At 74.2% G+C, this 26,634-nt stretch carries 21 protein-coding genes; 17 read left to right on the plus strand and 4 right to left on the minus strand.

Annotated elements, in window-relative coordinates:
- Positions 1 to 166: 166 nt before the first annotated feature.
- Both AC3CH1_RS12830 and AC3CH1_RS12835 read right to left on the minus strand, forming a co-directional pair.
- On the minus strand, positions 167 to 1,060 hold the full coding sequence (locus tag AC3CH1_RS12830; RefSeq protein WP_488463489.1) for an endonuclease/exonuclease/phosphatase family protein: 894 nt from the start codon (positions 1,058 to 1,060) through the stop codon (positions 167 to 169).
- A gap of 564 nt (positions 1,061 to 1,624) precedes the next feature.
- Positions 1,625 to 5,185, minus strand: coding sequence for an AfsR/SARP family transcriptional regulator (locus AC3CH1_RS12835; RefSeq protein WP_488463017.1), 3,561 nt, complete (start codon positions 5,183 to 5,185; stop codon positions 1,625 to 1,627).
- A 306-nt stretch (positions 5,186 to 5,491) separates the two neighbouring features.
- Here AC3CH1_RS12835 and AC3CH1_RS12840 point away from each other — a divergent pair, with 306 nt between their 5' ends.
- The 4 genes from AC3CH1_RS12840 to AC3CH1_RS12855 all read left to right on the plus strand — a co-directional run bounded on the left by AC3CH1_RS12840 (position 5,492) and on the right by AC3CH1_RS12855 (position 9,875).
- Positions 5,492 to 6,055: an SDR family oxidoreductase gene (locus AC3CH1_RS12840; RefSeq protein WP_488463018.1), complete on the plus strand. Its 564-nt coding sequence runs from the start codon at positions 5,492 to 5,494 to the stop codon at positions 6,053 to 6,055.
- A 136-nt stretch (positions 6,056 to 6,191) separates the two neighbouring features.
- On the plus strand, positions 6,192 to 7,496 hold the full coding sequence (locus AC3CH1_RS12845) for an MFS transporter (RefSeq protein WP_488463019.1): 1,305 nt from the start codon (positions 6,192 to 6,194) through the stop codon (positions 7,494 to 7,496).
- Positions 7,497 to 7,894: 398 nt separating this feature from the next.
- Complete coding sequence (locus tag AC3CH1_RS12850) at positions 7,895 to 9,154, plus strand: IS701 family transposase (RefSeq protein WP_488463020.1); 1,260 nt, start codon at positions 7,895 to 7,897, stop codon at positions 9,152 to 9,154.
- A gap of 31 nt (positions 9,155 to 9,185) precedes the next feature.
- Complete coding sequence (locus AC3CH1_RS12855) at positions 9,186 to 9,875, plus strand: response regulator transcription factor (RefSeq protein WP_488463021.1); 690 nt, start codon at positions 9,186 to 9,188, stop codon at positions 9,873 to 9,875.
- A 60-nt stretch (positions 9,876 to 9,935) separates the two neighbouring features.
- On the opposite strand, the gene AC3CH1_RS12860 is transcribed toward AC3CH1_RS12855, so the two are convergent.
- Positions 9,936 to 10,694: a maleate cis-trans isomerase family protein gene (locus AC3CH1_RS12860; RefSeq protein ID WP_488463022.1), complete on the minus strand. Its 759-nt coding sequence runs from the start codon at positions 10,692 to 10,694 to the stop codon at positions 9,936 to 9,938.
- A 217-nt stretch (positions 10,695 to 10,911) separates the two neighbouring features.
- On the opposite strand from AC3CH1_RS12860, the gene AC3CH1_RS12865 reads away from it, so the two are divergent.
- The 12 genes from AC3CH1_RS12865 (at position 10,912) to AC3CH1_RS12920 (ending at position 24,024) form a co-directional block, all read left to right on the plus strand.
- On the plus strand, positions 10,912 to 12,066 hold the full coding sequence (locus AC3CH1_RS12865; RefSeq protein ID WP_488463023.1) for an isopropylmalate synthase: 1,155 nt from the start codon (positions 10,912 to 10,914) through the stop codon (positions 12,064 to 12,066).
- A gap of 313 nt (positions 12,067 to 12,379) precedes the next feature.
- Positions 12,380 to 12,565, plus strand: coding sequence for a lysine biosynthesis protein LysW (locus tag AC3CH1_RS12870; RefSeq protein ID WP_488463024.1), 186 nt, complete (start codon positions 12,380 to 12,382; stop codon positions 12,563 to 12,565).
- Position 12,566: 1 nt separating this feature from the next.
- Positions 12,567 to 13,421: an ATP-grasp domain-containing protein gene (locus AC3CH1_RS12875; protein ID WP_488463025.1), complete on the plus strand. Its 855-nt coding sequence runs from the start codon at positions 12,567 to 12,569 to the stop codon at positions 13,419 to 13,421.
- Positions 13,418 to 14,473, plus strand: a complete 1,056-nt coding sequence (argC, locus tag AC3CH1_RS12880) for an N-acetyl-gamma-glutamyl-phosphate reductase (protein ID WP_488463026.1) — start codon at positions 13,418 to 13,420, stop codon at positions 14,471 to 14,473. Before AC3CH1_RS12875 ends, argC begins: the two co-directional genes overlap by 4 nt.
- The gene (locus AC3CH1_RS12885; RefSeq protein ID WP_488463027.1) at positions 14,470 to 15,303 is read left to right on the plus strand and encodes an amino acid kinase family protein; all 834 of its coding nucleotides are present in this window, start codon (positions 14,470 to 14,472) and stop codon (positions 15,301 to 15,303) included. The genes argC and AC3CH1_RS12885 overlap by 4 nt, the downstream gene beginning before the upstream one ends.
- The gene (locus tag AC3CH1_RS12890; RefSeq protein ID WP_488463028.1) at positions 15,300 to 15,863 is read left to right on the plus strand and encodes a type 1 glutamine amidotransferase; all 564 of its coding nucleotides are present in this window, start codon (positions 15,300 to 15,302) and stop codon (positions 15,861 to 15,863) included. The genes AC3CH1_RS12885 and AC3CH1_RS12890 overlap by 4 nt, the downstream gene beginning before the upstream one ends.
- A gap of 56 nt (positions 15,864 to 15,919) precedes the next feature.
- Positions 15,920 to 17,053, plus strand: a complete 1,134-nt coding sequence (locus AC3CH1_RS12895) for a Glu/Leu/Phe/Val dehydrogenase dimerization domain-containing protein (protein WP_488463029.1) — start codon at positions 15,920 to 15,922, stop codon at positions 17,051 to 17,053.
- Positions 17,053 to 18,825: an AMP-binding protein gene (locus tag AC3CH1_RS12900; RefSeq protein ID WP_488463030.1), complete on the plus strand. Its 1,773-nt coding sequence runs from the start codon at positions 17,053 to 17,055 to the stop codon at positions 18,823 to 18,825. The genes AC3CH1_RS12895 and AC3CH1_RS12900 overlap by 1 nt, the downstream gene beginning before the upstream one ends.
- Before the next feature lie 59 nt (positions 18,826 to 18,884).
- Positions 18,885 to 20,216 carry a pyridoxal phosphate-dependent aminotransferase gene (locus AC3CH1_RS12905; protein ID WP_488463031.1) on the plus strand — a complete coding sequence of 444 codons (1,332 nt, stop codon included), beginning with the start codon at positions 18,885 to 18,887 and terminating at the stop codon, positions 20,214 to 20,216.
- A gap of 67 nt (positions 20,217 to 20,283) precedes the next feature.
- Positions 20,284 to 21,246: a fumarylacetoacetate (FAA) hydrolase gene (locus AC3CH1_RS12910; RefSeq protein ID WP_488463032.1), complete on the plus strand. Its 963-nt coding sequence runs from the start codon at positions 20,284 to 20,286 to the stop codon at positions 21,244 to 21,246.
- Between the two features lie 145 nt (positions 21,247 to 21,391).
- Entirely contained in the window at positions 21,392 to 22,798 is a 1,407-nt protein-coding gene (locus tag AC3CH1_RS12915; protein ID WP_488463033.1) for an NtaA/DmoA family FMN-dependent monooxygenase, read from the plus strand.
- Positions 22,795 to 24,024, plus strand: coding sequence for an LLM class flavin-dependent oxidoreductase (locus AC3CH1_RS12920; RefSeq protein ID WP_488463034.1), 1,230 nt, complete (start codon positions 22,795 to 22,797; stop codon positions 24,022 to 24,024). Before AC3CH1_RS12915 ends, AC3CH1_RS12920 begins: the two co-directional genes overlap by 4 nt.
- A gap of 163 nt (positions 24,025 to 24,187) precedes the next feature.
- Here the strand turns inward: AC3CH1_RS12920 and AC3CH1_RS12925 are convergent, their stop codons facing one another.
- On the minus strand, positions 24,188 to 25,144 hold the full coding sequence (locus AC3CH1_RS12925; protein WP_488463035.1) for a carbon-nitrogen hydrolase: 957 nt from the start codon (positions 25,142 to 25,144) through the stop codon (positions 24,188 to 24,190).
- A gap of 176 nt (positions 25,145 to 25,320) precedes the next feature.
- Between AC3CH1_RS12925 and AC3CH1_RS12930 the strand changes: the two genes are divergently transcribed.
- A complete protein-coding gene (locus tag AC3CH1_RS12930; protein ID WP_488463036.1) occupies positions 25,321 to 26,388 on the plus strand; it encodes a LacI family DNA-binding transcriptional regulator in 1,068 nt (355 codons plus the stop codon).
- Positions 26,389 to 26,634 lie beyond the last annotated feature (246 nt).

Raw genomic sequence — 26,634 nt, forward strand, 5'->3', positions numbered from 1 at the left:
TCGCATCGTAGTCGGGGGAGGGCGGCGGTCCGGGTCCCCCGGGCCGCCGCGGAAGGCCACCGGGCCGCCGTGGGGAGGTCACCGGACCGCCGCGGGAAGGCCACCGGGCCAGCGTGGGGAAGTCACCGGGCCGCCGTGGGAAGGCCACCGGGCCGCCGCGGGGAGATCACCGGCCCAGCGTGGCCGCCACCGGAAGGTGGTCGCTGCCGGTGGCGGGCAGGGTCCACGCGGCGCGCGGGGTCATTCCCCGCACCAGCACGTCGTCGATGCGGACCACCGGGAACGCGGCGGGCCAGGTGAACCCCAGGCCGTCGCCCGCCTCCCGTTGCGCGGAACGCAGCTGCGAGGTCACCGGGGCCAGCGCTCCGTCCAGGTACGTCCCGTTGAAGTCGCCCAGCACCACGACCCGGGGCGCGGGCTCCGCCCGGAGCGCGGCGGCCAGCTCGCGGGCCGCCTCGTTGCGCCGGCCCGTCGTGAAACCGGCCGCCGAGACCCGTACCGACGCCAGGTGGACCGCGTACACGGCGACGGGCCCGTCCGGGGTCCGGGCCGTGGCGCGCAGCGCGCGGGTCCACGGCATGATCGGCACCGCCCGCACGTCCGCCAGCGGGTACCTGCTCCAGATGCCGACCCCGCCGATCACCGCGTGGTGCGGATAGCCGGCGGCCAGTTCGCGGGAGTAGACGGTCGCCGACGCGTCGGACAGCTCTTCGAGCGCCAGGATGTCCGCGCCCGCCCCGACGAGTGCGCGCGCGGTGCCGGCCGGGTAGGTGTTCCCCTCGCTCACGTTGTGGCTGACCACCGTCAGGCCGCCGCCGCCCGAGCGTTTGTCGGTGAGCGCGCCGCCGAAGAGCGTGCTCCAGACGACGGCGGGCGCGAGCACGGCCACGGCGGCGGTCCGGGACCGGCGTACGGCGGCGAGGACGAGGAGGAGTGGCACGCCGAGGCCGGTCCAGGGCAGCAGCGTCTGGAAGAGACTGCCCGCGTTGACCCCCGTGTTCGGGACCCACGCGTGCAGCGCCATCGCCACGGCGCACAGCCCGGCGACGGCGGCGAGCAGCCGGCCCGGGCGGCGGGAGCGGCCTGCCTCGGCCGCCCGGGTGCCCGGGGGTACGTGGGCACCCGGGGGTACGCAGGCGGCCGGGGGTATGTGGGCACCCGCGGATACGTGGGCGGCCGAGGGTACGTGGGCCCCCGGCGCCGGGGCGGGTACGGAGTCCTCGTGGGTGCCGAGGCACTCGGAGGTGTCGAGACCCCCGCCGGCGCCGACGGCCTCGTGGGGGCCGATGCCCGCGCCGGTGCCCTTGGCTTCCTGGGAGCCGCTGCCCACGGCCTCGTGGAAACCGGGGCCCCCACCGCAGCCGACGGCCTCGTGGGAACCCATGCCCCGGTCCGTGCCGACGGCCTCGCCGCCGCGCACGGCCTCGTGGGGGCCCGCCGGCCCACGGGCGCTGGTCTCCTCGCGGGGGTCCAGGCCGCCCCTCCGGGTGCTCAGCACGGCACGGGTCTCCCAACGTCACGTACACCGGGGGTCGGGTACGCCCCCAGCGTCCCCGAGCCGTACTTCCGGCCGGTCAGAGCGCTGCTTCAGGGACCGCGCGGGTCTGTTTCGGTTACGTATCCGTCAGCGTCCCGAAAGGACTTCGCCGGCCTCGTGCACCGCCTCCCCGGGGTCCAGCCGCGCCCCCCTTCCGTACGCCTCCGTGAACGCGTCCGCTCCCAGCGTGGCCCGGGCCCCGGTGGTGACGCGGTCGACGTCGGCGCGCTCGGCGGGTGGGAGCGGTGCCCCGGCCCGCCGCCGGGCGGCCGCCGCCGCGCCCAGGAGGACGCCCGCCCGGGTGGCGGCGGGGCCGTCGCCGAGCAGCGCGGCCACGCCGGCGAGGCCCTCCAGGGAGAGGGCCAGGGCGCGGGGCTCCGCGAGGGCACGGGCGATCTCCAGGCCTGCCAGGTGGTGGGCGTTCGCCCCGCGCGCGTCGCCGCGCAGCTCGGCGACGAAGCCGAGCTCGGCCAGGAGCAGATGGTCGCCCGCCCGGGAGGAGACGTCGGCATGGCCGTCGCGGATGCGCAGCAGATGCCGCTCGGCCCCGTCGAGGTCGCCCGAGCGGCGGGCCCCGAGAGCGAGGCCCATCTCGGAGTGGATCTCGCCGTACTTGTACCCCTGTTCGGCGGCGATCCGGCGCGCCTGTTCGTGCAGTTCGCGGGCGCGGTCCCAGTCACGGGCGAGCAGGGCGAGCCGGCCGAGCCCGGAGAGCCGCGCGGACACCTCCGCCTCCAGCCCCCACTCCCGGGCCAGGCGCAGCCCGTCGTGCTGGCGGCGCTCGGCGTCCTCGTACGCTCCCTTGATCTCGGCGAGCGCGGCGAGCGGGGACACGGTCTGCAACTCGCCCCAACGGTCGCCCAGTTCGCGGAAGATCAGGGCACTGCGCGTGCCGTCACGGCCGAGGCCGGCGAGGTCGCCGGAGCCCAGCGCGAGCATCGCGCGCAGGCCAAGAGCAGCAGCAATGCCCCACTGGTCCTCCGCCGCGGTGAACAGGGCGAGGGCCCGGGTGTTCAGCTCCCCGCTCCCGGCCGCGTCACCCGCGCTGAACAGGCCGTACGCGCACAGCCAGAGCGCCCTGGCCCGGCGCACGGGGTCGGGGATCGCGGCGGCGGCGGCGATGGTCGCATCCGTGCCGGGACCGGAACCGGGACCAGGGCCGGGGCCGTTGCTGGTCGCCGGGGTCGCCGCGGTCGCCGCTGCGGCGGGGTCTCCGGTGAGCAGGGCGAACGCGGCGTGCAGGAGCATGAGTTCGGGCGGCCCGTCCGTCACGGCCAGCACCGCGCCGAGGCTCCGGCGGGCCTCGGTCAGCCGGCCCCGCAGCAGCCACCACCGGGCGAGGGCGGTGGCCAGCCGGACGGCCTCCGCCGGCTCTCCCGCGGTCGCCCGGCGCACCCCTTCGTCGAGCGCCGTCCGCAGGTTGCCCGCCTCGGCGTCCAGCCGGGCCAGCCAGGGTCGCTGCCCGGCGCCCCGCAACTGCGGCTCGGCGTCCTCGGCCAGTGCCCGGTAGTGGCGCAGATGACGGTCCCGTACGGAGGTGAGGTCCTCCATCTCGTGGAGCCGCTCGGTCGCGTACGCGGCGACGGACTCCAGGAGCCGGTAGCGGGGGCCGGTGGGCCCGTCCACCACGACCACCAGGGACCGGTCGACCAGCCGGGTGACAAGGTCGAGCACCTCGTCCCGGGCGACGCCGTCCCCCGCGCAGACCGCTTCGGCGGCTGCCAGGTCGCAGCCGTCGCTGTGGGCGGCCAGGCGGCGCAGCACGATGCGTTCGGGCGCGCTGAGCAGCTCCCAGCTCCAGTCGATCACCGCCCGCAGCGTCTGCTGGCGGGCCGGAGCGCCGCGCTGCCCGAAGGTGAGCACCCGGAAGCGGTCGTTGAGCCGCCCCGCCAACTCCCGTACGCCCAGCGCCCGTACGCGGGTGGCGGCGAGTTCCAGCGCCAGCGGGATGCCGTCGAGGCGGCGGCAGATCTCGGCGACGGCCCGGCGTTCGGTCTCGTCCGGCGCGTCCGGGTCGCGCGGGAAGCCCGGGGTGGCGGCGGCCGCGCGCTCCATGAACATCCGGACGGCGTCGGCGGGCGGCAGGGGCTCGACCAGGAACATCGCCTCGCCCGCCAGGCCGAGCGTCTCCTGTCCCGTGGCGAGGATCCGCAGGCCGGGGGCGGTGCGCAGGAGCAGCTCGGCGAGCTCGGCGGCTGCGTCGACGACATGCTCGCAGTTGTCCAGGACGAGCAGGGTGTGCCGGTCGCGCAGGGCGGCCGCGAGGCGGTGCGGAAGGGAGGGCGTGGCCGCCCCGGTGCCGATCCCGGGCGGCGAGCTCGGCGCGTCGTCGCGGATGCCGAGGGCGGCGGCGACGACCTGGGCCAGGTCGGCCGGGGTCCCGGCGCGGATGCCGGAGAACTCCACGAACCAGGTTCCGTCGGCCAGTTCACCGGATCGCGCCCCGTCCCGCTCGGCGGTGGCCGCCGCCACGGCCAGCCGGGTCTTGCCCACCCCGCCGGGCCCGGTGAGGGTCACCAGCCGTGCGTCCGCGAGGAGTCGGGAAAGGTCCGCGAGCGCCTGCCGGCGGCCGACGAGGGGGGTGAGGGGGACGGGGAGGTTGGAAGGAACGCGGTCGGGGACCGGCGCACGGGCCGAGGCGAGGGTGGGGGCTGAGGCAGAGGCTGGGGCGGAGTCGCAAACGGAGGCTAAGGCAGATGCAGAAACGGAGGTGGGGACGGAGGCAGAGGCGGGGACGGAGGCAGAGGCGGGGACGGAGGCAGACGCGGAAACGGAGGCAGACGCGGAAACGGAGGCGGAGGCGGGGACGGAGGCGGAGGCGGGGACGGAGGCAGACGCGGAAACGGAGGCGGGGACGGGGGCCGGGACCGGAGCCGGCGGGGTGATGGTCGCCGCCGCGTACGCCCCCGCGCTCAGCCCCGGCTCCTGCCGCAGCACCGCGCCGTGCAGCGCGGCCAGTTCGGGGCTCGGGTCGACGCCCAGCTCCCCCGCCAGCCGGGCCCGCAGGTCCTCGTACGACGCGAGCGCCTCGCTCTGGCGGCCCGCCGCGTACAGGGTCCTCATCTGGACGGCGCGCAGGCGCTCCCGCAGCGGGTGGAGCGCCACGAGGTCGGTGAGCTCCCCGGCGAGGAGCGTGTCGTCCCCCGCCTCCAGCCGCGCCTCGGCCTGATCCTCCAGCACCGAGAGTCGCTGTTCCGCGAGGCGTTGGGCGGCTGCCCGTACGAAGAGGCCGTCCGCGAAGTCCGCGTACGCCGGCCCGCGCCACAGCTCCAGCGCCTCGGTGAGCAGCGCGGCCCGCGCGCGGGGGTCCCGGACGGGGCGGGCCCGCGTCACCAGGGCCCGGAACCGTACGGCGTCCACCTCGTCACCGCCGTCGTCGAGCCGCAACCGGTAGCCCGGGGGCTGGCGGACCACCCGGTCACGCCCGATGACCCGGCGCAGTTGGGAGATCTTGGCCTGGAGCGCGCCCGACGGCTTGGCCGGCGGCGCGTCCCCCCACAGGTCGTCGATGAGGCGGTCGACGGAGACCGGCGCCCCGTCGTGCGCGAGCAGATCCGCCAGCAAGGCCCGGACCTTGGCTTCGGGGACCCTGACTTCCCGTCCCTCGCCGTCCCACACCACCAGTGGCCCGAGCACCCCAAACCGCATGGTCGCCACCGTACAGGGCCCCCGGACCGGCACTCGGGCCCATCGGCCACCCGGCCCCGGCTCGGCAACCACCCGGCCCCGCTTCGACAACCGCCCGGCACGGCTTCGACATTCGCCCGGCCCCATCCGTCGCTCCGCCCCATCCGTCGCTCCGCCCCGCCCGTCGCCCCATCCGTCACCCCGCCCCGCCCCGTCGGCGTCCGTAGTTTTCCCGAAGGTTTCCCGAAGCGCGCGGGCGCAGAGTCGTCCCCGCCGGTGGCACTGCCCCACCGGCGAGGAACGGGCGGCCCGGAGGGAGCGGCGACCATGACCAAGTACGCGCGCAGAAGGGCCCTGGTCGCCGGTGAGGCGACCGGCATCGGCCTGGCCATCGCCAAGCGCCTCGTGGAGGGCGGGGCGACGGTCCTGCTGACCGCCCGCACCGACGAGGAGCGCGCGCACGCGGTCGCCGAACTCGGTTCCACCGCCCGCGTCGTCACACCGTCGGCCGTGGCGGCCGCCCTCGCGGGGGACGGCGGGTCCGGCTTCCCCGCCGGTGGCGTCGATCTCCTCTTCGCCGACGCGATCCCCACCGCGCGCCCCCTGTTGCCGCACCTCGGGGACGGCGGCTCGATCGTGCTGACCGCTCCCACCCCGTGCCCCGACGCCGTGCGGGCGCTCGCCGCCGAACTCGCCTCGCGGGGCATCCGTGTCAACGCGGTGGCCCCGGGCTGTATCGCGTCACCGGGCTCCGACGCCGTACCCCTGCCGCCGCTGGGGCGTCTCGGGGCGGCCGAGGAGGTGGCACGCGCCGCGCTCTTCCTGGCCACGGAGGCGACGTTCACCACCGGGGCCCGGCTCCCCGTCGACGGCGGTCTCGGCCACCCGTGAACCCGCGCCCGCCGCCGCCCCGCCCTCTTCCCCTTCTGCCCCGCCTTCTCCCCTCTCCCTCCCGTCCTCCCTCCTCTCCCTCCCGCCACCGTCCCCGCGTCCCGCACCACCCTTCCGGACACCAGGAGCACACCCCATGAGCACCGCACCCGACACGGCGTCCGCCGCCCCCGCGGCACCGGACCCAGCGAGCGCGGGGAAGGACCAGCAGAAGCTTCCGCTCTTCGCGCTGCTGGCCCTCGCCACCGCCGTCTTCATCACCAGCCTCACCGAGACCCTCCCGGCCGGCCTGCTGCCCTCGATGAGCCAGGACCTGCGGGTGAGCGAGTCGGCGACCGGCCAGACGGTCACCGTCTACGCGATCGGCACCGCCCTGACCGCGATCCCGCTCACCGCGGCCACCGCGGGCTGGCGGCGCAAGAAGCTGCTGCTCACGGCCATGGGCGGGTTCGCCCTCGCCAACACCGTGACGGCCGTGTCCTCCGTCTACGAGCTGACGATGGTGGCCCGGTTCGTCGCCGGCGTCGCGGCCGGTCTCGCCTGGGCCCTGCTCGCCGGGTACGCCCGCCGCATGGCCCCCGTACACCTCCAGGGCAAGGCGATGGCCGTCGCCATGGCCGGTATCCCCGTCGCGCTCTCCCTCGGCGTGCCCGCCGGTACGTTCCTCGGCGACTGGCTCGGCTGGCGTGTGGCGTTCCTGTCGATGACGGTACTCACCGTCGTGCTGCTGGTGTGGATCTTCGCGGCCGTACCGGACTTCCCGGGCCAGGAGCGCGGCGCGCGGCCGAAGCTGCTGCCGACCCTGAAGATCCCCGGGGTCTCCCCGGTCCTCTTCGTCACGCTGGTCTTCGTGCTGGCGCACACGATCCTGTACGCGTACATCGCCACGTACCTCGAAGACCTGGGCCTGGGCGGTTCCACCGGTCTGATTCTGCTGGTCTTCGGAGCCGCCTCGCTGGCGAGCATCTGGATCGTCGGCGCGCAGATCAACCGCCGGCTGCGCGGTCTCACCGTCGGCGGCGCCCTGCTGGTCGCCGTCGCCGCGCTGATCCTGGCCGTCCTCTCCGACACCACGGCCCTCGTCTACGTCGCCGCGGTGCTGTGGGGGCTGGGCTGGGGCGGGGTGCCGACCCTGCTGCAGACTGCCGCCGGCGACGCGGGCGGGGATTCCGCCGACGCGGCGCAGGCGATGCTCGTCACGCTCTGGAACGTCGCGATGGCGGGCGGCGGCATCGTCGGCGGCATCCTGCTCGACACCCTCGGCAGCGAGTCCTTCCCCTGGGCGGTCCTGCTGCTCCTGCTGCCGGTGATCGCGGTCGTGTTCTACGCCCGCCGGGCGGGCTTCCCCGCGCGGCGGCCGGTGACCGAGGCCCAGTCCGAGTCCGAGTCCGAGTCCGATTCCAAGTCCGAGTCCGAGTCCGCCCCGGTCGCGACAGCCTGACGACCGACAGCCGACGACCGACAGCCGACCGCCGACCGCCGACCGCCGACCGCCGGAGGACACCCCTCCCCGTCCTTCGGCGGTCCCCCTCCCCTCGCGGACGGACCCGGGAAACCCTCCCCGGGGACCGTCCCGGGGGCATGTTCATGATTTGTTGACACTTCGTCGGGCGGCCCCGGAACAGGGCTCCACCCCGGTTAAAACCGGGTTTTCCGCCCGTACGCACCCCCCGTCCCCGTCCCGCCGCAGCACGTTTGCGCAGGTCAGACCCTGAACTTGCAAAATAGGCGGCCGACCCGGGCAAATTCCGCCACGGACGGTACTTTCACCCCGTACTGATGTGCCATGTATCCACTCGGGTGCGAGCGATGACGAGTATCGAGGGGGCGTAGCGTTTCATGTCGTCAACTGAGGTACGCGCGGCGATGCCGGGCGAGGGCGCGAGCATGCGGACGTTCATGGACGAGGTCTTCCGGGCGTTAGGGCGGCCGGAGCAGCGCCGTTGGGCCCAGGCCTATCTCTGGGCCCTGATCCATGCGTCGGGCAAGAAGACACCCCGCCGCATGGCGCTGGCGAAGCCCTTGCCCTCGGCAGCGGCACACGGTCTCCACCAGTTCATCAACGCGAGCCCGTGGGACTGGAATCCGGTACGCCACCGGCTCACCGCACTGGTCGCCGAGCGGACGACGCCGCACGCCTGGACCGTCGCCGACCTCATCATCCCCAAGCGGGGCGAGCACTCGGTGGGCGTGCACCGACGCGTGGACGCGGAGACCGGGCGCACCGTCAACTGCCAGCGTGCGCTGGTGTTCTTCCTCGCCTCGGGCGGACGGAGCTATCCGGTGGGCTGGAGCCTCCTGCTCGACGGTACGTGGGACTCGGACCGGGAGCGCCGACGCCGTGCGCGCATCCCCGACTCCGAGGCCGGACGCACCCCCGCCGACCATGTCACCGGGTACGCGGCCGAGGTGGCGGCGCAGCCCCGGCTGCCGCGCGTTCCCTGGGTGCTGGACCTCACCCGGTGCACGGAGGCGGCCGGGGTCCTCGCGGGTCTCGCCCGGCAGCGGGCGGACGTGGTGTGCGAGGTCCCGCCGGACCATCAGGTGCTCCTCGCGGGACAGCACCCGCCGGTCGTGACAGGTGTCAGCGCGCTGATGGAGGTGCGGCACGCCCGGCAGACCCATGTCCTGCTCCGGCGGGCCCCCGACGGCGGGGTCAGGGCCGTACCGGTCCACACCTACGCGGGCACGGTGACCACGCCCCGGCCGGCGCCCGGCGACGACGGGGCCGGGCGCACGTACCGCGTCCTGGAGAGACCCGACCCGGACGGCCGGCGGCCGCCCCGCTACTGGCTCACCACGCTGACCGACCACCGGGTGGAGGAGGTCCTGCGGCTGGCGCGCAGCCACACCTCGGCCCTCTCGGCCGTGGCCGTGCTGCGTCAGCGGTTCGGGGTCCTCGACTTCGAGGGCCGTTCGTTCCCCGGCTGGCACCACCACATGACCATGGCGTCGGCCGCCTACGTCCACCAGCGCCTGTCCCCCGGTCCTGGTGCCGGGACCGGCCCAGGCCCCGGTGCCGGCCCCGCGACCGCGCCGCCGCCGGGAGGGCCGCCCCGCCGGGTCCCGGCCGCCGCTCTCACCGGCGTCTCCAACTGACGTGGGGCCGAGGAGAGAAACGGGGCAGCAGGTGAGACGGGTACTCGTGGTGGAGCCGGACACCTCAACCGCGGCGGCCGTCGTCGGCGATCTGCGACGGCAGGGGTTCGCCGCCCACGGCGTCTCCACCGGGGCGCGGGCCCTGCGGGCGCACGGCGACGCGGATCTGGTGCTGTTCTCGCTGGACCTGCCCGATATCGACGGGCTGGAATTGTGCCGGGCCCTTCGGAATGGCGGAGACGCGGCACTGATAGCGGTCAGCACCGCCGACTCGGGATGCGAGCGAGTCCTCGTACTGCATGCGGGCGCGGACGACTGCGTGGTGAAATCCTGGGGATCGAGGGAAATCGGGGCCCGTATCGAAGCGGTTCTGCGTCGCACCCGACCCCGGCAGACACTTCCCGCCGCAATTTCCCTGAACGACCTGCATATCGATCCGTATCTGCGGGAAGTTCGACTGCACGAAAGGCTCGTCGGCGTCACGTCGAAGGAATTCGAGCTGCTGTACACCCTGGCCGCCACTCCGGAAACGGTCGTGACGCGGAAAGAACTGATGGCCCGGGTCTGGGGAAGCGACTGGGGGCACACCAGCCGCACGATCGACACCCATGTGAGCAGCCTCCGGGCGAAACTCGGCTCCAGCGGCTGGATCATCACGATCCGGGGCGTCGGCTACCGCATGGGGTACGCCTGGCGGATGCCGGAGACGTCCGCCGGCTGAGCAGTCCTCGGGCGGGCGGGGTCCCGGCCGAACGCGCTCGTCCCCGGGCCCCCGCCCGCCTCAGGCCGCCGCTTCCTCCAGCCGCCGCAGCAGCGGGTGGTGGGCCCCGCCGCTCGCCCCCACCGCCCGCCGCGCCCACCAGGCGGACGCCAGGTTCGAGGTCAGCAGCGGCCGGTGCGAGTCCTGCCGGGCCAGCTCGGTGAGGGCGGCGAGGGTGCCCATGCCCGTACCCGTGAACAGCAGGGCCGTGTCCGCGGGCAGCTCCCGCTCCCGTAGACGCCGCAGGATCGTCCCGGTCGTCACGGCGTACGGGTCGAAGCGCGCCTGACCGCCCGGCGCCGTGGCCTCCTCCGCCGGGACGAGCACCACCCCGTCGACCCTGAGGCCGGCCCGCTCCCAGAAGGCGCGGGAGGTGTCGGTGAGCCACGGCTCGTACGGGGAGACGAGCGTCAGCCGGTCCACCCCGAGGGCCTCGCAGACCGCGAGTATCGCCTGCGTGGAGGAGTGCACGGGCGAGCCGGCGCGCTCGGACAGCTCCTCGCAGAAGGCCCGGTCGCCCTCCGGTTCCAGCAGATAGTGCGAGGCGCTGCACGCCACCACGGCGGCGTCCAGCCGCAGCGCGCCGAAGCTCCCGAGCACGTCCGGCAGCACCGCGTTGTACGTCTCCAGCATCGCCCTGAGCCCGGCCCCGGGAGTCACCGGGAAGCGGGCGGCGTACACATTCATTCCGGCGCCGAGCAGTTGGTTGAACTCCGGTTCCGCCGTGGGGTTTTCCGGCGGCACGACAACCCCCAGACGAGGCAGCGAGAAGAGATCCATGGACGCACCGTAGGACACGCTCACCATCAATGGTCCGCCGAACGCCCGCTCATGGGCACTCCCTTTCCTGCCCTGACGTCTCCTGACACTCCTTGACACTCCGCAACACAGCCCTGACACCACAGGCGTTGTTCTTTTCGGCCAGGCGACGAAGGATACGAGTCAGCGAATGCAACCCCGATCGCCCACCCCTTTCACGGAAAGCGGAGCAAAGGAAATGGCAGCAGAAGGACCGGATAAACAGGAGCGGCGGCCCCGCATATCGGATGCGACGCTGCGGGATTCCGCGCACATGGCGGGGGTGGAGTTCGGCCCCGCGGACGCCGCCGTCATCGCGGATCTGCTGGTGCGGACGGGCGTCGAGCTCGTCGAGGTGGGCATGGTCTCCGGCCCGGACTCCAAGGACGCCGCGCTCGTCCTCGCCACCCACGAGGCGGTCACCCCCGAGCGCAGCATGACGCTCGTCGTCGTACGCGACCGGCGGCAGGTCGCCCGCGCGCTGGACGAGGCCGAGCGCCTGGGCGTGCGCCACATCATGTACTCCATCCCCACCTCCGAGCAGCACGCACAGCTGAAGCTCGACTCGGCGAGCCCCAGGTTCCTCCAGGCGCTGGCCCGTTCGGCGATCCAGCAGGCGAAGGACCGGGGCTTCCACGTCACGTTCAGCGGCGAGGACGGGGCCCGTACGCCCCGGGAGCGGCTCGTCCCCTATGTGGAGGCGGGGTTCGCGGCGGGGGCGGACCGCTTCCGGCTCGCGGAGACCGTGGCCCACCTCTCGCCCTGGCAGATGGAGGAGGTCATCGCGGACCTCACCGTGATCGACGGCTCCGAGATCGAGATCCACTCGCACAACATGCTGGGCATGGCCGTCGCCAACTCCCTGGCCGCCGTGCGGGCGGGGGCCCAGTGGATCTCCGCGACCGTCGGCGGCATCGGTGAGCGCGGCGGCAACGCCCCGCTGGCGGAGCTGCTCACCTCGCTGCGCGTCATCCACGGCGACACCCGCTTCGACCTCACCCATCTCACCGAGCTGTCCCGGATCGCCCTGCGGGGCGCCGGCCTCGGGGAGGCCTTCCAGTCCGGGCCGACCACCCCGCACGCCTTCGCCTACGAGCTGCCGGGCCAGCTGAGCCACCCGCACGCGTACGAGACGCTGCCCGCCGAACTCGTCGGGAACCGGCGCGAGTTGCGCGTCCGGACCCGACTCACCGGCGCCCTGGTCCGCTGGGCCCTGGCCGACTCGGGCCTGGACGTCGACGTCGACGCCTTCACCCCGTGGCTGGCCGCGCGGCAGGAACGGGACGGCCGCCCGCTGCTGGACCGGGACACGATCCGCAAGGCCGCCGTCGACTTCCGGCCCGTACCCGCGTAGTCGGCCCCGGATCCGCGTAGTCCGGCCCGTGCCAACACAGCCCGGCCCCGTACCCACGCAGCCTGACCCGTGACTACCCAGCCCGGCCCCGGACCCGCGCAGCCCGACCCCGGACCCACGTGGTCGGCCCCTACCCGCGCAGCCCGGCCCCGGACCCACGCAGTCCGGCCCCGTACCGGCGCAACCCGACCCCGGACCCGCGTACCCGACCCCCCACCCACGCAGTCCGGCCCGTGCCAACACGGCCCGCCCCGTACCCGCGCCGCGCACTTCACCCCCATGCCAACCCCACCACCCGTATACGGAGTTCACGATGCCCATCGCCACCCTCACCGGCGTATGCCCCGAGTGCGAGACCGATCTGACCGTCCCCCCGGTCACCCTGGGCGAGACCCTCTCCTGCCCCGAGTGCGTCCTGACCCTCCGCGTCGAGGCCGTCGAGGACGGCCGGCTGACGCTGGAGATGGTCGAGGTGCAGCTGCGCGACTGGGGTCAGTGAGATGGCCGCCGACCGCCCCGTCGCCCTCGTCGCGGACCGGATCGCCTGGGAGGAACGCCGGCTCATCGAGGCGGCCCCGGCCTTCGGCCTCCGGATCGACTGGGTCAACGACGAGTCCCTCTCCCTGGGCCATCCGGACGCCCCGTCGATCAAGGGGTACGACACCCTCCTCGTCCGCAGCCGCAGCTACACCCGGGGCGGGCTGATCGCCACCCTCGCCGAGGCCGCCGGCGTCCCCACCCTGAACACCGCCCGGGCCATCCACGCCTGCGAGAACAAGGCCGCCCTGCGCGCCCTGCTCCACACGGCGGGCGTACCCGTCCCGGACCACCGGCTCGTCCTCTCCCGCAAGGACTTCGCCAAGGCGCTCGCCGATCTGCCCCTCCCCCTCGTCCTCAAGCCCGTCTTCGGCGGGATGGGCAAACGGGTCACGCTCATCCGGCACGCCGACACCGCCCACTCCGTGTACGACTACATCGAGGACCTGGCCCACGCCTTCGAGCAGGCCAGTGTGGTGGAGCCGTACCTCGGCGGCAGCTCGGTGCGGTGCCTGGTCGTCGGGCGGGAGCTGATCGGGGCCGCCGAGTTCGCGAGCGGCGGCAGCGACTGGCGCAACAACGCGGCCCTCGGCAACAAGAACCGCGCGATCGACCACGACCCCGACGTCCTCAAGATCGTCGACGGTGTGGTCGACGTCCTCGGACCCGGGATCTACGGGATCGACCTCTTCGCCACCCCCGACGGTCACGTCGTCAACGAGGTCAACCACGCCCCCGGCTTCCGGGCCGTGGCCTCGGCCACCGGAGCGGACATCCCCTCGGCCATCGGCCGTTATCTGCAGGAGCTACTCGCATGATCCGCGCAGGAGTCGTCGGGGCCTCCGGGCTCGCCGGCGGCGAACTCATCCGCCTCATCACCCAGCACCCCGACCTGGAGCTGACCTTCCTCGGCGGCTCCTCCAACATCGGCCGCCGCCCCTCCGAGCTCCACCCGGGCCTCCGGCTCGGCCACGGGCTGACCGTGCAGCCGGTCACCGAGGACGTCGTCGACCAGGTCGACGTCCTCTTCCTGGCCACCCCGGCCCCGGTCTCGGCCGAGCTGTCCGCGCTGCTCGCCGACCGCGTCCCGGCCATCGTCGACCTCAGCGGCGCGTTCCGCATCCGTACGCCGGAACTGCACGACCGCTGGTACCCCAAGGTCCACCGGCGCACCGACCTGGCGGACCGCTTCGTCTACGGCGTGCCCGAGCTGGTCGGCGACCAGCTGAAGGACGCCCCGCTGATCTCGCTGCCCGGCTGCTACGCCACCGCGATCACCCTGGGCCTCGCCCCGCTCACCCTCGGCCTCGGGCTCGACCTGAAGACGGTGGTGGTGGACGGAAAGAGCGGGTCCAGCGGTGGCGGCATCCAGCTGCGCACCTCCGACCTGCACCCGTTCCGGGCCGGGGCGATCGCCCCGTACTCCCCGACCGGGCACCGGCACGCCGCCGAGGTCGGCGACTTCCTGGAGCGGAGCAAGCCCGGCACCATCGGCAACCTCTCCATGTCGGCGTACGGCGTCCCCAACGTGCGGGGCCTGCTGACCAGTTCGTACGTGTTCACCGACGAGAAGGTGGACCAGCGCGAGCTGAACCGGGCCTACCTCCGCTTCTACAAGGGGCGGCCCTTCGTCCGGGTGCGGCGGCACGACGAGACGCTGATCCCGGTGCCCGACCCGCAGGTCGTCCTCGGCTCCAACTACGCGGACGTGACGGTCCTGCTCGACGAGGAGGGCGGCCGGATCGTCGTGCTGGCAGCGCTCGACAACCTCGTCAAGGGAGCCGCGGGCCAGGCCGTGCAGGCGACGAACCTGCGGTTCGGCCTGCCGGAGGAGACGGGACTCACGCAGCAGCCGGTGATGCCGGCATGAGCGCAAACCGTGCCACTCCCCGTGTACCCACGGTGGTGAAGCTCGGCGGCAGCTGCCTGGACGACCTCGACGGCACCTGGTGGGACGACCTGGCCCGGCTCGGCCGGGACCGCCCGCTGATCCTCGTCCACGGCTGGTCCAAGCCGCTGAAGAAGCTCGACGCCCGCTACAGCGAACCGTCGGCGATCCTGCGCGACCGGTACGGCAACCAGAGCCGGTGGACCACCCCCGAGGTCATCGACGACATCAAGACCGTCAGCGCCGTGCTGGCCGAGGACGTCCTCGCCCGGCTGGCGACCCGCGGCATCACCGCCGAACGGCTGCTCGGCAGCGACGGGCTGGTCGGCGCGGGCCCGGGCGAACGCTGGTGGTGGCGGGAGAAGCAGCTCGTCGAGCTGGAGAACCTCGTCGGTCCGATCACCGGCGTCGACCCGGCCCCGCTGAAGGACCTCCGGCCGGGCCGCGCCCACCTCGTCACCCCGCTCGCCCGGAACGCGGCGGGCCAGGAGGTCAACACCGACGCCGACCGGGCCGCCGCCGCCATCGCCGGGGCCACCGGCGCAGCGGACCTGGTCCTGGTCACCGACGTCGGCCATCTGCTCATCGACGGCGAGCCGGTGCGCCGGATCAGCGCCGAGGACGCGGCCGTCTTCCGCGACCGGGGAGCCAAGGGCGGCATGCGCAAGAAGCTGCGCGCCGCGGGCGAGGCCCTGGAGCGCGGCGTCGAGCGCGTCGTCATCGGCAGCGCCGCCGTCACGGAGCTGCTGGACGGCTCCACCGGCACGCTGATCACCCCGGAGCGTGCCACCACGGCAGGAGCGGGCGCATGAGCAGATCACGTGTGCTGGTCGTCAACAACGGAACACTGTCCCTGCCACAACTCCGCGCACGCTTCGAAGAGTTGGGCTCGGACACGGAGACCGTCGACGCCTCGTCCGTACCCTCCCGGATCAACGGCCGCTACCAGGCGATCGTGCTGAGCGGCACCAAGGTGCGCGCGTACGACAGCGCGTTCTACCAGCCCCTGATCGACCTGGTCACCACGGCGGACGTGCCCGTCTTCGGCATCTGCGGCGGGATGCAGATCCTCGCCGTCGCGGCGGGCGGCCGGCTCGTGGAAGGGCCGCAGCGGGTCGGCGGCCACGAGGCGCGGGTGGACACGGAGGAGCCCCTCTTCAGCTACGTGAAGCCCACGGTCACCGTCTTCCACCGGCACACCCTCTACCTCCAGGAGGCCCCGGCGGGCTACCGCTCGATCGGCCGCTCCGAGCACGCGCCCGTGGAGTTCCTGCGCTCGGACGACGGCCGGATTTACGGAGCCCAGGCCCATCTGGAGTTCCGCAGGGACGGCCTGGAGATCCTGCGGGGCTTCGCACGGCTCTACCAGTGACCGGGCCGGCCACCGAGCCCGCCGACGACCCCTTCGTACCGGACAAGGACTTCGCCATGAGCGCAGCAGTGGAGAAACCGCAGGACCCCGCCCTCACCGTGCACCTCAACGGCAGCGGCGGCGCCATCAAAGGATGGGTGGTGATCGACACCCTCGTCGACGGTCTGGCGATGGGCGGCACCCGGATGACCACCGGGGTGACCGAGGAGGAAGTCGCGGGCCTGGCCCGGGACATGACCGAGAAGTTCACCCTGGCGGGGCTGCGCATCGGCGGCGCCAAGGCGGGGATCGTCGCCGACGCCGCGAACGCCCGGGGCGCGGGCCGCGAGGAGACCTTCCGCACCTTCGGCCGCACGGTCAAGCCCCTCCTGCACGGCGGCATCCACCTCGGCATCGACATGGGCGTCACCCCCGCCGACCGGGCCGTCTTCTTCGAGGAGGCGAAGTACGACCCCCGCTACCGGCTCGGGGCCCCGGACATGCCGATCGACTGGCGTACGTACTACGAGCCCCTGATCGACGCCACCGGTCACGGGGTCGGGGTCGCCGCGATCACCGCCCTGGAGGCGAGCGGCCGCACCGGGCCCGCCCGGGTCGTGGTGCAGGGGTTCGGCGCGGTGGGCCGGGCGGTGGCACGGTTCCTGGAGGACCGGGGCCACATCGTCGTGGGCATCGCGGACGTCCGGGGCACGATCAGCGCGGACCGGCTTCCGGTCGCCGAACTGGTCGCCATCACCGATGAGTTCGGGGCCGTCGACCGCACCCGGCTGCCGCAGGACGTGAAGCTCTCCGGCGAACCGGACGCCTGGCTCGACGTGGACGCCGACCTCCTGATCCTGGCCGCGCAGAAGTACGCGATCAACGCCGAGAACGCCCACCGGCTGCGGGCCGGCCTGGTGGTCGAGGGCGCCAACCTCGCCTCCAGCGCGGCGGCCAAGGAGAAGGTGGCCGCCTCGGGGGCCGGGCTGGTCCCGGGCGTGATCGCCAACATCGGCGGCGCGGCCTCGGCGGCCCTGGCCGTCACCCGGGTCGTCCCGTTCGACCTGGCGGCCCAGGCGCGCAAGGCGTGGGTCTTCGACTGGGTCGGCGAGCGGGTCCGGCAGAACACCCGGGACCTGCTGGAGATCGCGGCCGCACGGGCGGGCGACCCGCTGCCCGAGCTGCTCGCGGCCCGCCGGAAGGAGCGCTGATGGGCACGGCGGCGAGGGAGCGGCCGAGCTCGGCTGTGGGGGCCACCGCGCCCGGGGAGCGGTCGGCTTCCGGAGGCGCGGCCGTTACCGAAGAGCGCGCCGCCGAGTACCGCCGCCGGGGCTGGTGGCGCGACGAGACCTTCCTCGACGATCTCCACCGCCAGGCACGCGAGCACCCACGCCGCCCGGCCATAGCGGGCCGGCGCGTGGCGGAGTCCCGCACCGACACGCTCGACTACGCCGAACTGAACCGGCTGACCGACCGCTTCGCGCTGGCACTTCTGGACCTGGGCGTCCGCCGGGGCGACTTCGTGGCCGTGCAGCTCCCCAACCGGTGGGAGATGGTGCCGCTGATCTTCGCCTCCATCCGGGTCGGCGCGGTCGTCATCCCGATCTCGCCCCTCTGCACGGAGGAGGAGTTGCGCCATCGCCTGGGCCTCACCGAGGCCAGGGTGTGCGTCACGCTCCCCGCGTGGTCGGGCACCCCGCTGGCCGGGATCGCGGCGCGGCTGAGAGACGAACTCCCCTCGCTGGAGCACGTGTTGGTGGTGGACGGCCCGGTACCCGAGGGTGCGCATCCCTTCCACGACCACTTCGTGGCGGAGGAACGGGAGGAGCGGGAAGGCGCCGTCGCCCGGCTGGAGGGTCTGGCGCTCGGCCCGGACGACCCGTTCGTGGTGCTGTTCACCTCCGGCACCACCGGCCTGTCCAAGGGCGTGGTGCACAGCCAGAACACGGTCCACTCGGCCGTACGCGGATACGTCGACGCGTTCGGGGCGGCCGATGGTGAGGGCCGGGAGTGGGTGGCGGCGGTCTCCACGCCGCTCGTCCACTACTCGGGCTTCGCGCAGGGCGTGCTGGCCGGGGTCATGCTGGGCGGCACGGTCGCCTTCCAGGACGTCCGCCGCAACGAGGCGCTGCTGGACCTGGTGGAGCGGTACGGGGCGACCCTGCTGTACGGGCCGCCCGCCACCCTCGCCGATGTGACCGCGTCCCAGCGGGCCGAGCGGCGCGACACGAGCACGCTGCGGCACGTGGTGATCGGCTCGGCCCCGGTCCTGAAGGAGCTGGCCGACGAGGTCCACGAGACGCTCGGCGCGCGCGCCCACTCGCTGTGGGGCATGTCGGAGAACGGCCCCGTGACGACCACCCGCCCCGAGGACCCCGAGGGCTGGGCGGCGCGGAGCAACGGCAGCGCGATCGACGCGATGGAGACCCGGATCGAGACCTCGGAGGCGTACGGGAGTGAGGCGTACGGGAGTACCGACGTCACGGGGGCGGTGGGCCGGCTCAAGGTACGCGGCGCGTCCCTCGCGCTCGGATACCACCGGCGTTCCGAGGCGTTCGGGGCCGAGCTGGACGAGGACGGCTGGTTCGACACCGGCGACCTCGCCCGGGACGACGGCCGGGGCGGCATCCGCATCATCGGCCGGGCCCGGGACGCGGTCGTGCGGGACGGGCGGGTCGCGCCGATGACGGAGCTGGAGGCGGTCATCGGCAGCCATCCCAAGGCGGAGGAAGCCGCACTGGTCGGCCTGGAAGCGGCCGGCGGGCAGGGCCCCGGCACCGTGATCGTCGCCGTCGTCGTCCCGCGCGGCGGCCGGGGACCCACGCTGGCGGAGATCCGGGCCCGCGTCACACGGGCGGGCCACGACACCCGCTTCCTGCCGGACCGGCTGGAGCTCCTCCCCGCCCTCCCCAAGACCCTGACCGGCAAGGTCCGCAAGGCGGAACTGCGCGAGCGGTACACCACGGACACGACCCCCGCCTGACATCCACCGGAGCGTCCCCGCGCCCCGCCCCCTCACCCACCGAGCGCTGGAGCTGTGCCATGCCCGAACGCACCCCGGACCCACCGGTCCCCGTACCGGTCACCCTGTCGGCGACCCTCGCCGCCGACGAGGCCCTGGCCCGCCGCCGCCGGGCCGGGGAGCGGGTCCTGTCGATGGCGAGCGGGGAGATCGGCCTGCCCGTGCTTCCCGCGCTCCGCGACCGGCTGGCGGCGGCGGCCGAGGAGAACGCGTACGGCTCCGTGGCCGGCAGCCCCGCCCTGCGCACCGCCGTCGCCGGGTACTGGCAGCGGCGCGGCCTGGGCGTCGACCCGGGGCTGGTCGTGGCGGGTCCGGGCAGCAAGTCGTTGCTGTTCGCCCTGCTCCTGGCCATCGGCGGGGACGTGATCGTGCCGGTGCCGGGCTGGGTGAGTTACGCCGCCCAGGCCCGGCTGGCCGGGGCCCGCCCCCTCCCCGTGCCGATCCTGCCGGGGCAGGGAGGGGTGCCCGACCCGGACCGACTGCGCGAGGCGGTCGCCGACGCGCGGGCCGCCGGGCAGCACCCCCGGGCCGTCGTCGTGACCGTGCCGGACAACCCGACCGGCACGGTCGCGTCGGCCGCCACCGTACGGCGGTTGGCGGAGGCGGCCCGCGAGCTCGACCTGGTCGTCGTCTCCGACGAGATCTACGGCGACCTGGTGTACGACAGCTCCGAGCCGGCCGTCTCCCCGGCCCTGTACGCACCCGAACGGACCGTCGTCACCACCGGGCTCACCAAGAACCTGGCGCTCGGCGGCTGGCGTACGGGCGTGGCCCGGCTGCCCGACAGCGAGCGGGGGCGGGCCCTGCACACCCGGCTCGTGGCGGTCGCCAGCCAGATCTGGTCGAGCCCGCCCGCACCGGTGCAGACGGCGGCCGCGTACGCCTTCGGGGAGCCGCCGGAGGTCGTCGAGCGGGTCGCGGCGAGCCGGCGGCTGCACGGGACGGTGGTGCGCGCGGTCGCCGCCCGCTTCACCGCCGTGGGCGCGGAGCTCGCCCCCGTGGCCGCGACCTGCTACCTCTACCCGGACTTCGAGCCCCTGCGGGAGCACCTGGCGAGGGCCCACGGGGTGCACGGCGGCGACGGACTGGCCGCACTGCTCTCGGAGCGGTACGGAGTCGGCGTGCTGCCCGCGAGCGCGTTCGGGGAGGCCGGCCGGCCCCTGCGGATCCGCGCGGCGACCAGCCACTTCTACGGCGACACCGCCGAGCAGCGGACGGCGGCACTGGAAGCGGCGGAGACGGGGGCGGATCCGCTCGCCCTGCCGTGGATACGGGGCTCGGTCGACCGGATCGGCGAGGTCCTGGCCGACCTCGCGGGCGCACCGGCCCCCACGCTCGCCCCGCACGCCTGATGCCCGCCGACCATCCACGTACCGCCTGATGTCACCCGACCCATCCACGTACTGAAGGAGAAGACCGATGCCCCACTCCCACCTCCCCGTCCTCTTCGAGGCCCTCTACGCCGGCGAACGCCACGTCGGCTTCGGCCGCCCCGAGGACGGTGCCCCGCACACCCTGTACCGGGTGGAGGACGGCCGGGTCGCCGCCGCCTTCATCGCCACCGACGGGTCTTTGGAGGCCCTGCGGGCTTACCTCACCGAGGGGGCGACGAGCACCGTCGTCACGGCCGGGGACCCGGAGCTGCGGCTGCTGCCGCCGCTGCTGCCGGGGGGCGCGGGCAACGCCCTGCTGAGCGGCTTCATGGGCACGCACAAGAAGAAGTGGGGCGGCGAAACAGCTCCGGAGGACGGCGAGTTCACCCCGCCCAAGTGGTTCTTCAAGGGGTTCGGCGACTGGGTGAAGCTGCCCGGCGAGGACCTGAACGTGCCCGCACGGCCGGTCGCCCTCATCGAGGAGCCGGAGGTCGCCCTCGTCTACGTCAACGACGCGGACGGCACACCGCACTACGCCGGCTACACCTTCGGCAACGACCTGTGCGACATCGGCCTGCACCGCCAGGACCCGGGCTACAACCCGTACTGCAAGCTCTGCGACACCGCCCTCACCCCGTGGCTGTTCCTCGGCCCGCCGCCGCGCACGGTGACCGGCCGGGTCACGATCGTGCGGGACGGGGCGACGGCCTGGGAGGGCCCGTTCGACTGCGGCGACGACGCCCTCTACTACCGGGTGCGGGACATGGCGGACCACCTGTTCACCTTCCCGGCGGTACGGCGGCCCGGACTGGTCAACTACGTGCTGCTGGGCGCCGACGAGGCCAGCTTCCACGACGGGTTCCGGATCGCCGACGGCGACCGCATCGCCATCGACGTGAAGAGCCACGGGGTCGCCTTCGAGAACCGGGTGCGGTACGTCACGCCGACCCCGTCCACCACGCCCGCCGCCGCTCCGTCCCCCGAGGCCGCAACTGTCGCAACGGCATGAACACCTCGTGAAACGGCGGCGGTTGGCCTGTGCAGCGACCATCGGGCACAGGCACGCTCTGAACGCGACCACCGTCCGCCGGCCTTCGCAGAACTTCGCCGAACTTCACAGGACTTCGCAGGACTTCGCAGGAGGAGACCGCACCGTGCCCGCCACCGCCAAGAAACAGGTGCATCTCGCAGCGCAGCTGCCCGGCATCCACAATGTGACCGTCTGGTCGGACCCGCGCTCCGGGAGCCAGATATCCATCGACTCCTTCATCCGGCTCGCACAGACCGTCGAGCGCGGCAAGTTCGACTTCTTCTTCCTCGCCGAAGGGCTGCGGCTGCGCGAGCACAAGGGACAGGTCTACGACCTGGACATCACGGGACGCCCGGAGAACCTCACCGTGCTGAGCGCCCTGGCCGCCGTCACCACGCACCTGGGCCTCGCCGCCACGGTCAACGCCACCTTCAACGAGCCGTACGAGACGGCGCGCCGGTTCGCCACCCTGGACCGGCTCAGCGGAGGGCGGGCCGCCTGGAACGTCGTCACCAGCTACGACGCCTTCACCGGCGAGAACTTCCGCCGAGGCGGCTTCCTCCCCGAGGCGGACCGCTACACCCGAGCCGCGGAATTCCTCACCACCGCGCGGGAGTTGTGGGACAGCTGGCCGGGCGGCGATCCGCGGGCCGACGCGGCGTCGGGCGAGTTCATCGCCCCCGGGGCCGGCCGCTTCGCCCATCGGGGGCAGCACTTCGACATCTCCGGCCGGTTCACCACTCCGCCCGGGCCGCAGGGCCACCCGGTGATCATCCAGTCGGGCGAGTCCGACGCGGGCCGGGAGTTCGCCGCGTCCGACGCGGAGGTCATCTTCAGCAAGCACAACCGCATCGACGTGGCCCGGGACTTCTACCGGGACGTGAAACGACGCCTCGCCGCGTACGGCCGGAGCCCCGAGGACCTGCTGATCCTCCCCACCGCCAACGCGGTCGTCGCCGACACCGACGAGGAGGCCGCCGCCTACGCGGCGGAGATCAGCCGCGAACTGGTCAGCCCCCGGACGGCGATCGCCCACCTGGAGGCGGTCTGGGGCCGCGACCTGTCCGCGTACGACCCCGACGGGCCGCTCCCCGACATCGAGCCCGAGGACGACGCCCACTTCCTCAAGGGGCACTCCGTCTTCCGCAAGGGCCGGGCGGAGACGGCCCGGCAGTGGCGCAAGCTCGCCGCGGAGCGGAACCTCTCCATCCGGGAGCTGGTCATCGAGGTCGGCGGACGCCAGACGTTCGTCGGCAGCCCGCGGACGGTCGCCGACGCCATCGACGACTACGTCCAGACCGAGGGCGCCGACGGCTTCGTCCTCGTCCCCCACCTCACCCCGGGCGGCCTGGACGACTTCGTGGACCGGGTGGTGCCGATCCTCCAGGAGAAGGGCGTCCACCGCGACGCCTACACCGGCACCACGCTCCGGGACCACCTGGGCCTGTCCGACGCACCCCGCCCGGCCGGATGGGGCGGCCCCGGGCAGCCCCTGCGCACCGGGCGCGACGACAAGGAGACCTCCGCATGACCGGCACGCAGGGCGCCCCCGACGCCTCCCTCCACCTGGCCGTCGCGCTCGACGGGGCGGGCTGGCACCCGGCGGCCTGGCGCGAGGAGGGCGCTCGCCCCGGCGAGCTGCTCGACGCCGCCTACTGGGCCGACCTGGTCACCGAGGCCGAACGCGGTCTGCTGGACTTCGTCACCCTCGAGGACGCCCTCGGCCTCCAGTCCGCCGCCTTCCACCTCCCCGACGACCGCACCGACCAGGTCAGGGGCAGCATCGACGCGGTGCTGCTCGCCGCTCATCTCGCCCCGCTCACCACGCACATCGGCCTGGTGCCGACCACCAACGTCACCCACACCGAACCGTTCCACCTCGCCATCGGCATCGCCACCCTCGACCACGCGAGCCGGGGCCGGGCCGGCTGGCGTCCGCAGATCGCGTCCCGCGCCGCCGACGCCGCCCACTTCGGCCGCCGCACCACACCGCAGCTCACCGAGGACGACGTGACCGACCCGGAGCGGATCTCCCGGCCGCTGCGCGCCCTCTTCGCGGAGGGGGCCGAGGTGGTCGAGGCGGCACGACAGCTCTGGGACAGCTGGGAGGACGACGCGGAGATACGGGACGCGGCGACGGGCCGCTTCATCGACCGCGACAAGGTCCACCACATCGACTTCCAGGGCGCGCACTTCAGCGTGAAGGGCCCGTCGATCACCCCGCGCACCCCCCAGGGCCAGCCGCCCGTGGTCAGCCTCGCGCACGCGACCACGCCGTACGAGTTCGCGGCCCTCAGCTCCGACGTCGTCGCCGTCACCCCGCACGACCGGCCGGGCACGGCGGCGATCCTCGCCCAGGTCGCGGAGGCGGTGGAGCGAACCGGCCGGGACCTGAACGACCGCCCGCTGCGGACCTTCGCGGACCTGATCGTCCTCCTGGACGAGGAACCGGGCGCGGCGGCGCGGCGCAAGGACCGGCTGGACGAGGCGGCGGGGGCCGAACTCGCCTCCGACGCGGAGATCTTCACCGGTACGCCCGCCGAACTGGCCGACCTGCTGGTCGACCGGCACTCCACGGGCCTGGACGGCTTCCGGCTCCGCCCGGCCGTCCTGCCGCACGACCTCACGGCGATCACCCGGGGACTGGTCCCGGAGCTCCAGCGGCGCGGGGTGTTCCGTACGGAGTACACCTCCACCACCCTCCGCGGCCACCTGGGCCTGGAGCGCCCCACCAGCCGCTACGCGAAGGCGGGGTGACGCGCGCCCCGGACGGCCGGGGCCGAACCCGCGGCCGGGCCCCCGCCGTCGATCCCGGGCGGACGATCACCGGCGCGAGGGCCGTCGCCGGCCCGGCCCGTGCTCGTCGCCGGCTCGGCCCGCGCCCGCCGCGGGTGCGGACGGCTGTCGCCGGGGGCGCCGGTCACCCCGTGGAGCGGCCGGTCTCCGTGAGCGGACCGTACGCGTCCGGGCGGCGGGTGGTCAGGAACGGGAACAGCTCCAGCCAGTCGCGGCGGGCGTCGAGATCGAGGTCGGCGACCAGCACGGCGGGCTCGTCGCGCGGGGCCTGGGCCAGGACCCGGCCGTACGGGTCCACGACGAAGGAGCTGCCGTAGAAGGTGAGGCCGTTCTCCGCGCCGATACGGTTCGGCACGATCATGAAGGTGGCGTTGGCGATGGCGTTCCCGGTGATCACCTTCTGCCAGAGCGGCTGGGAGTCGAAGCCGGGGAAGCCGGGCTCGGAGCCGATGGCGGTCGGGTAGACGAGGATGTCGGCCCCGGCGAGCGAGTAGGCGCGCGCCAGCTCCGGGAACCACTGGTCCCAGCAGGTCGGCAGGCCGAGGCGGGCCTCGTCGACCGTGACCAGCGGGAAGGCGTCGTCGCCCGCCGGACCGGGGCGGAACCAGTCGTCCTCGTAATACCCCTCGGTGACCGGGATGTGGGTCTTGCGGGTGCGCTGGGCGAGGGTCCCGTCGGGGGCGACGAGGATCGCGGTGTTGTAGCCGAGGCCGTCGTCCTCACCCGCGGGCGCCGGGGCCTTCTCGTACAGCGAGGCGTGCACGTACACGCCGTGCTCGCGGGCGGCCTCGGCCGCGAAGGTGAAGGTGGGACCCGTCAGCAGCTCCTCCGCCCCGGCGGGCTCGGGGTGGTCGGCCCGGCGCACGACGGCGAAGTACGGCGACAGCGTCAGCTCCTGGAGGCAGACCACGCGGGCGCCCTCGGCCGCCGCGATCCGGATGCCGTCCAGCAGGGCGGCCCGGTGCTCGGCGGGGTCCCGGTGCCAACGCTGCTGGACCGCCGCCACGCGCAGGGGGGCGCGCTCGGCGGGGCGGGTCCGGGTCGGGGAAGCGGGCGGGTCGTACGCGGTGATCAGACGCATGGCGGGTTCCTGGGGAGCGAGGGGCCGACGGTCCTCGGGGAGGGAGGGGCCGTCGGGACGGGCGCGAGGCGGGACAGGCGTGCCGGAACGTTCCGGCACTGACGGGAATCTAGCTGTGCCGGAACGTTCCGGCAACCCTCCGTCCCGCCGCCGGGGAACGTCTAGACTTCACCCCCGTGACCTCCCGGACCGTGACCCTGCTCGATGTCGCCCGCGCCGCCGGGGTCTCCAAGAGCACCGCCTCCGACGCGCTCCAGGGCTCGGGACGGGTCGCGGAGGCCACCCGGGACCGGGTCCACGCCGTCGCGGAGGAGCTCGGCTACCGCCCCAACAGCGCCGCCCGGCGGCTGCGCCGCGCCGGCACCGGAACCGTCGGGCTGCATCTGCCGGCGACCGCGACCCGGCTGGACTACTACATGAACCTCGCCTTCGGGGCGGTCGAGCGCGCCCAGGAGGACGGGCTCGACCTGGTGCTGCTCGCCGCCTCGGGGGCGGCGGGCGGGCGGATCGCCTCACGCGTCGACGGCCTGCTGGTGATCGACCCCGAGGTAGGCGACAGCGCGGTGCCGGGGCTGCTCGACGCGGGCGTCCCGGTGGTGACCGGCGAGCGCTACCTCGGCCCGGCCGGCGGCCCCAGCGGCGCCGTGGTCTGCGACAACGCCGCCTCCCTGACGGCCCTCCTCGACCATGTCACCGAGCGCGGCGCCCGCCGCCCCGCGCTCCTCGCCCCGTCCGGCTCCTCCGCCTGGGCGACCGCCCTGCGCGCGACGGCCGGGTCCTGGGGGCGGGCCCACGGGGTGGCGGTGGCCCTGCGCACCGTGCCCTTCGCCGCGACCCCGGCCGAGGCCGAGGCGGCCACCCGGGCGCTGCTCGCCGCCGACCCCGCCGTGGACGCCGTGATCTGCGCCCCCGACGGCTCCGCCCCCGGCGTCCTGCGCGCGGCGGCGGCCCTCGGCCGGGAGGTCGGCGCACCCGAGAGGAACGACGACCCGGGCGGGGCACCCGACGGAAACGACCCGGGCGCCCCGCCCGGAGGTGGCCTCCTCGTCGCGTCCTGCGTCGACGGCGCCGCGACCCGGGGCGCCGAACCGCCCGTCACCGCCGTCGACCTGCGCCCCGCCGCGTACGGGCGCGCCTGCGCGGAGCTGCTCTGCGACATCCTCGGGGGCCGCGCGGCCCCCGACACCGTCCGCCGCCACGCGTGGTCCCTGGAGCTCCGGGCCTCCACGGGGTCACCGAGCTGACCAACCTCCGGCGGACGGCGACCGGTTGCAGTCCTCCGTCTCTCCGCAATGTGAACGTTGTGAGTCGACTGGCAACTGGCGTGGCGGCCTTGACATTTCACCGCGCGGCCGGTGATAAGATCATCTTACTTCCAGTGGGCTGATGGCGTATGGGGGCATTCCGGGAGGGATGAAATCCTCGGCCCCACCTTCGGAGGGGCACCTCCCGAAGCGGCGCACGGTCGTGGCGAACGAGCCCTGACTGCG

Source organism: Streptomyces sp. MGP-P1, from assembly GCF_057766565.1.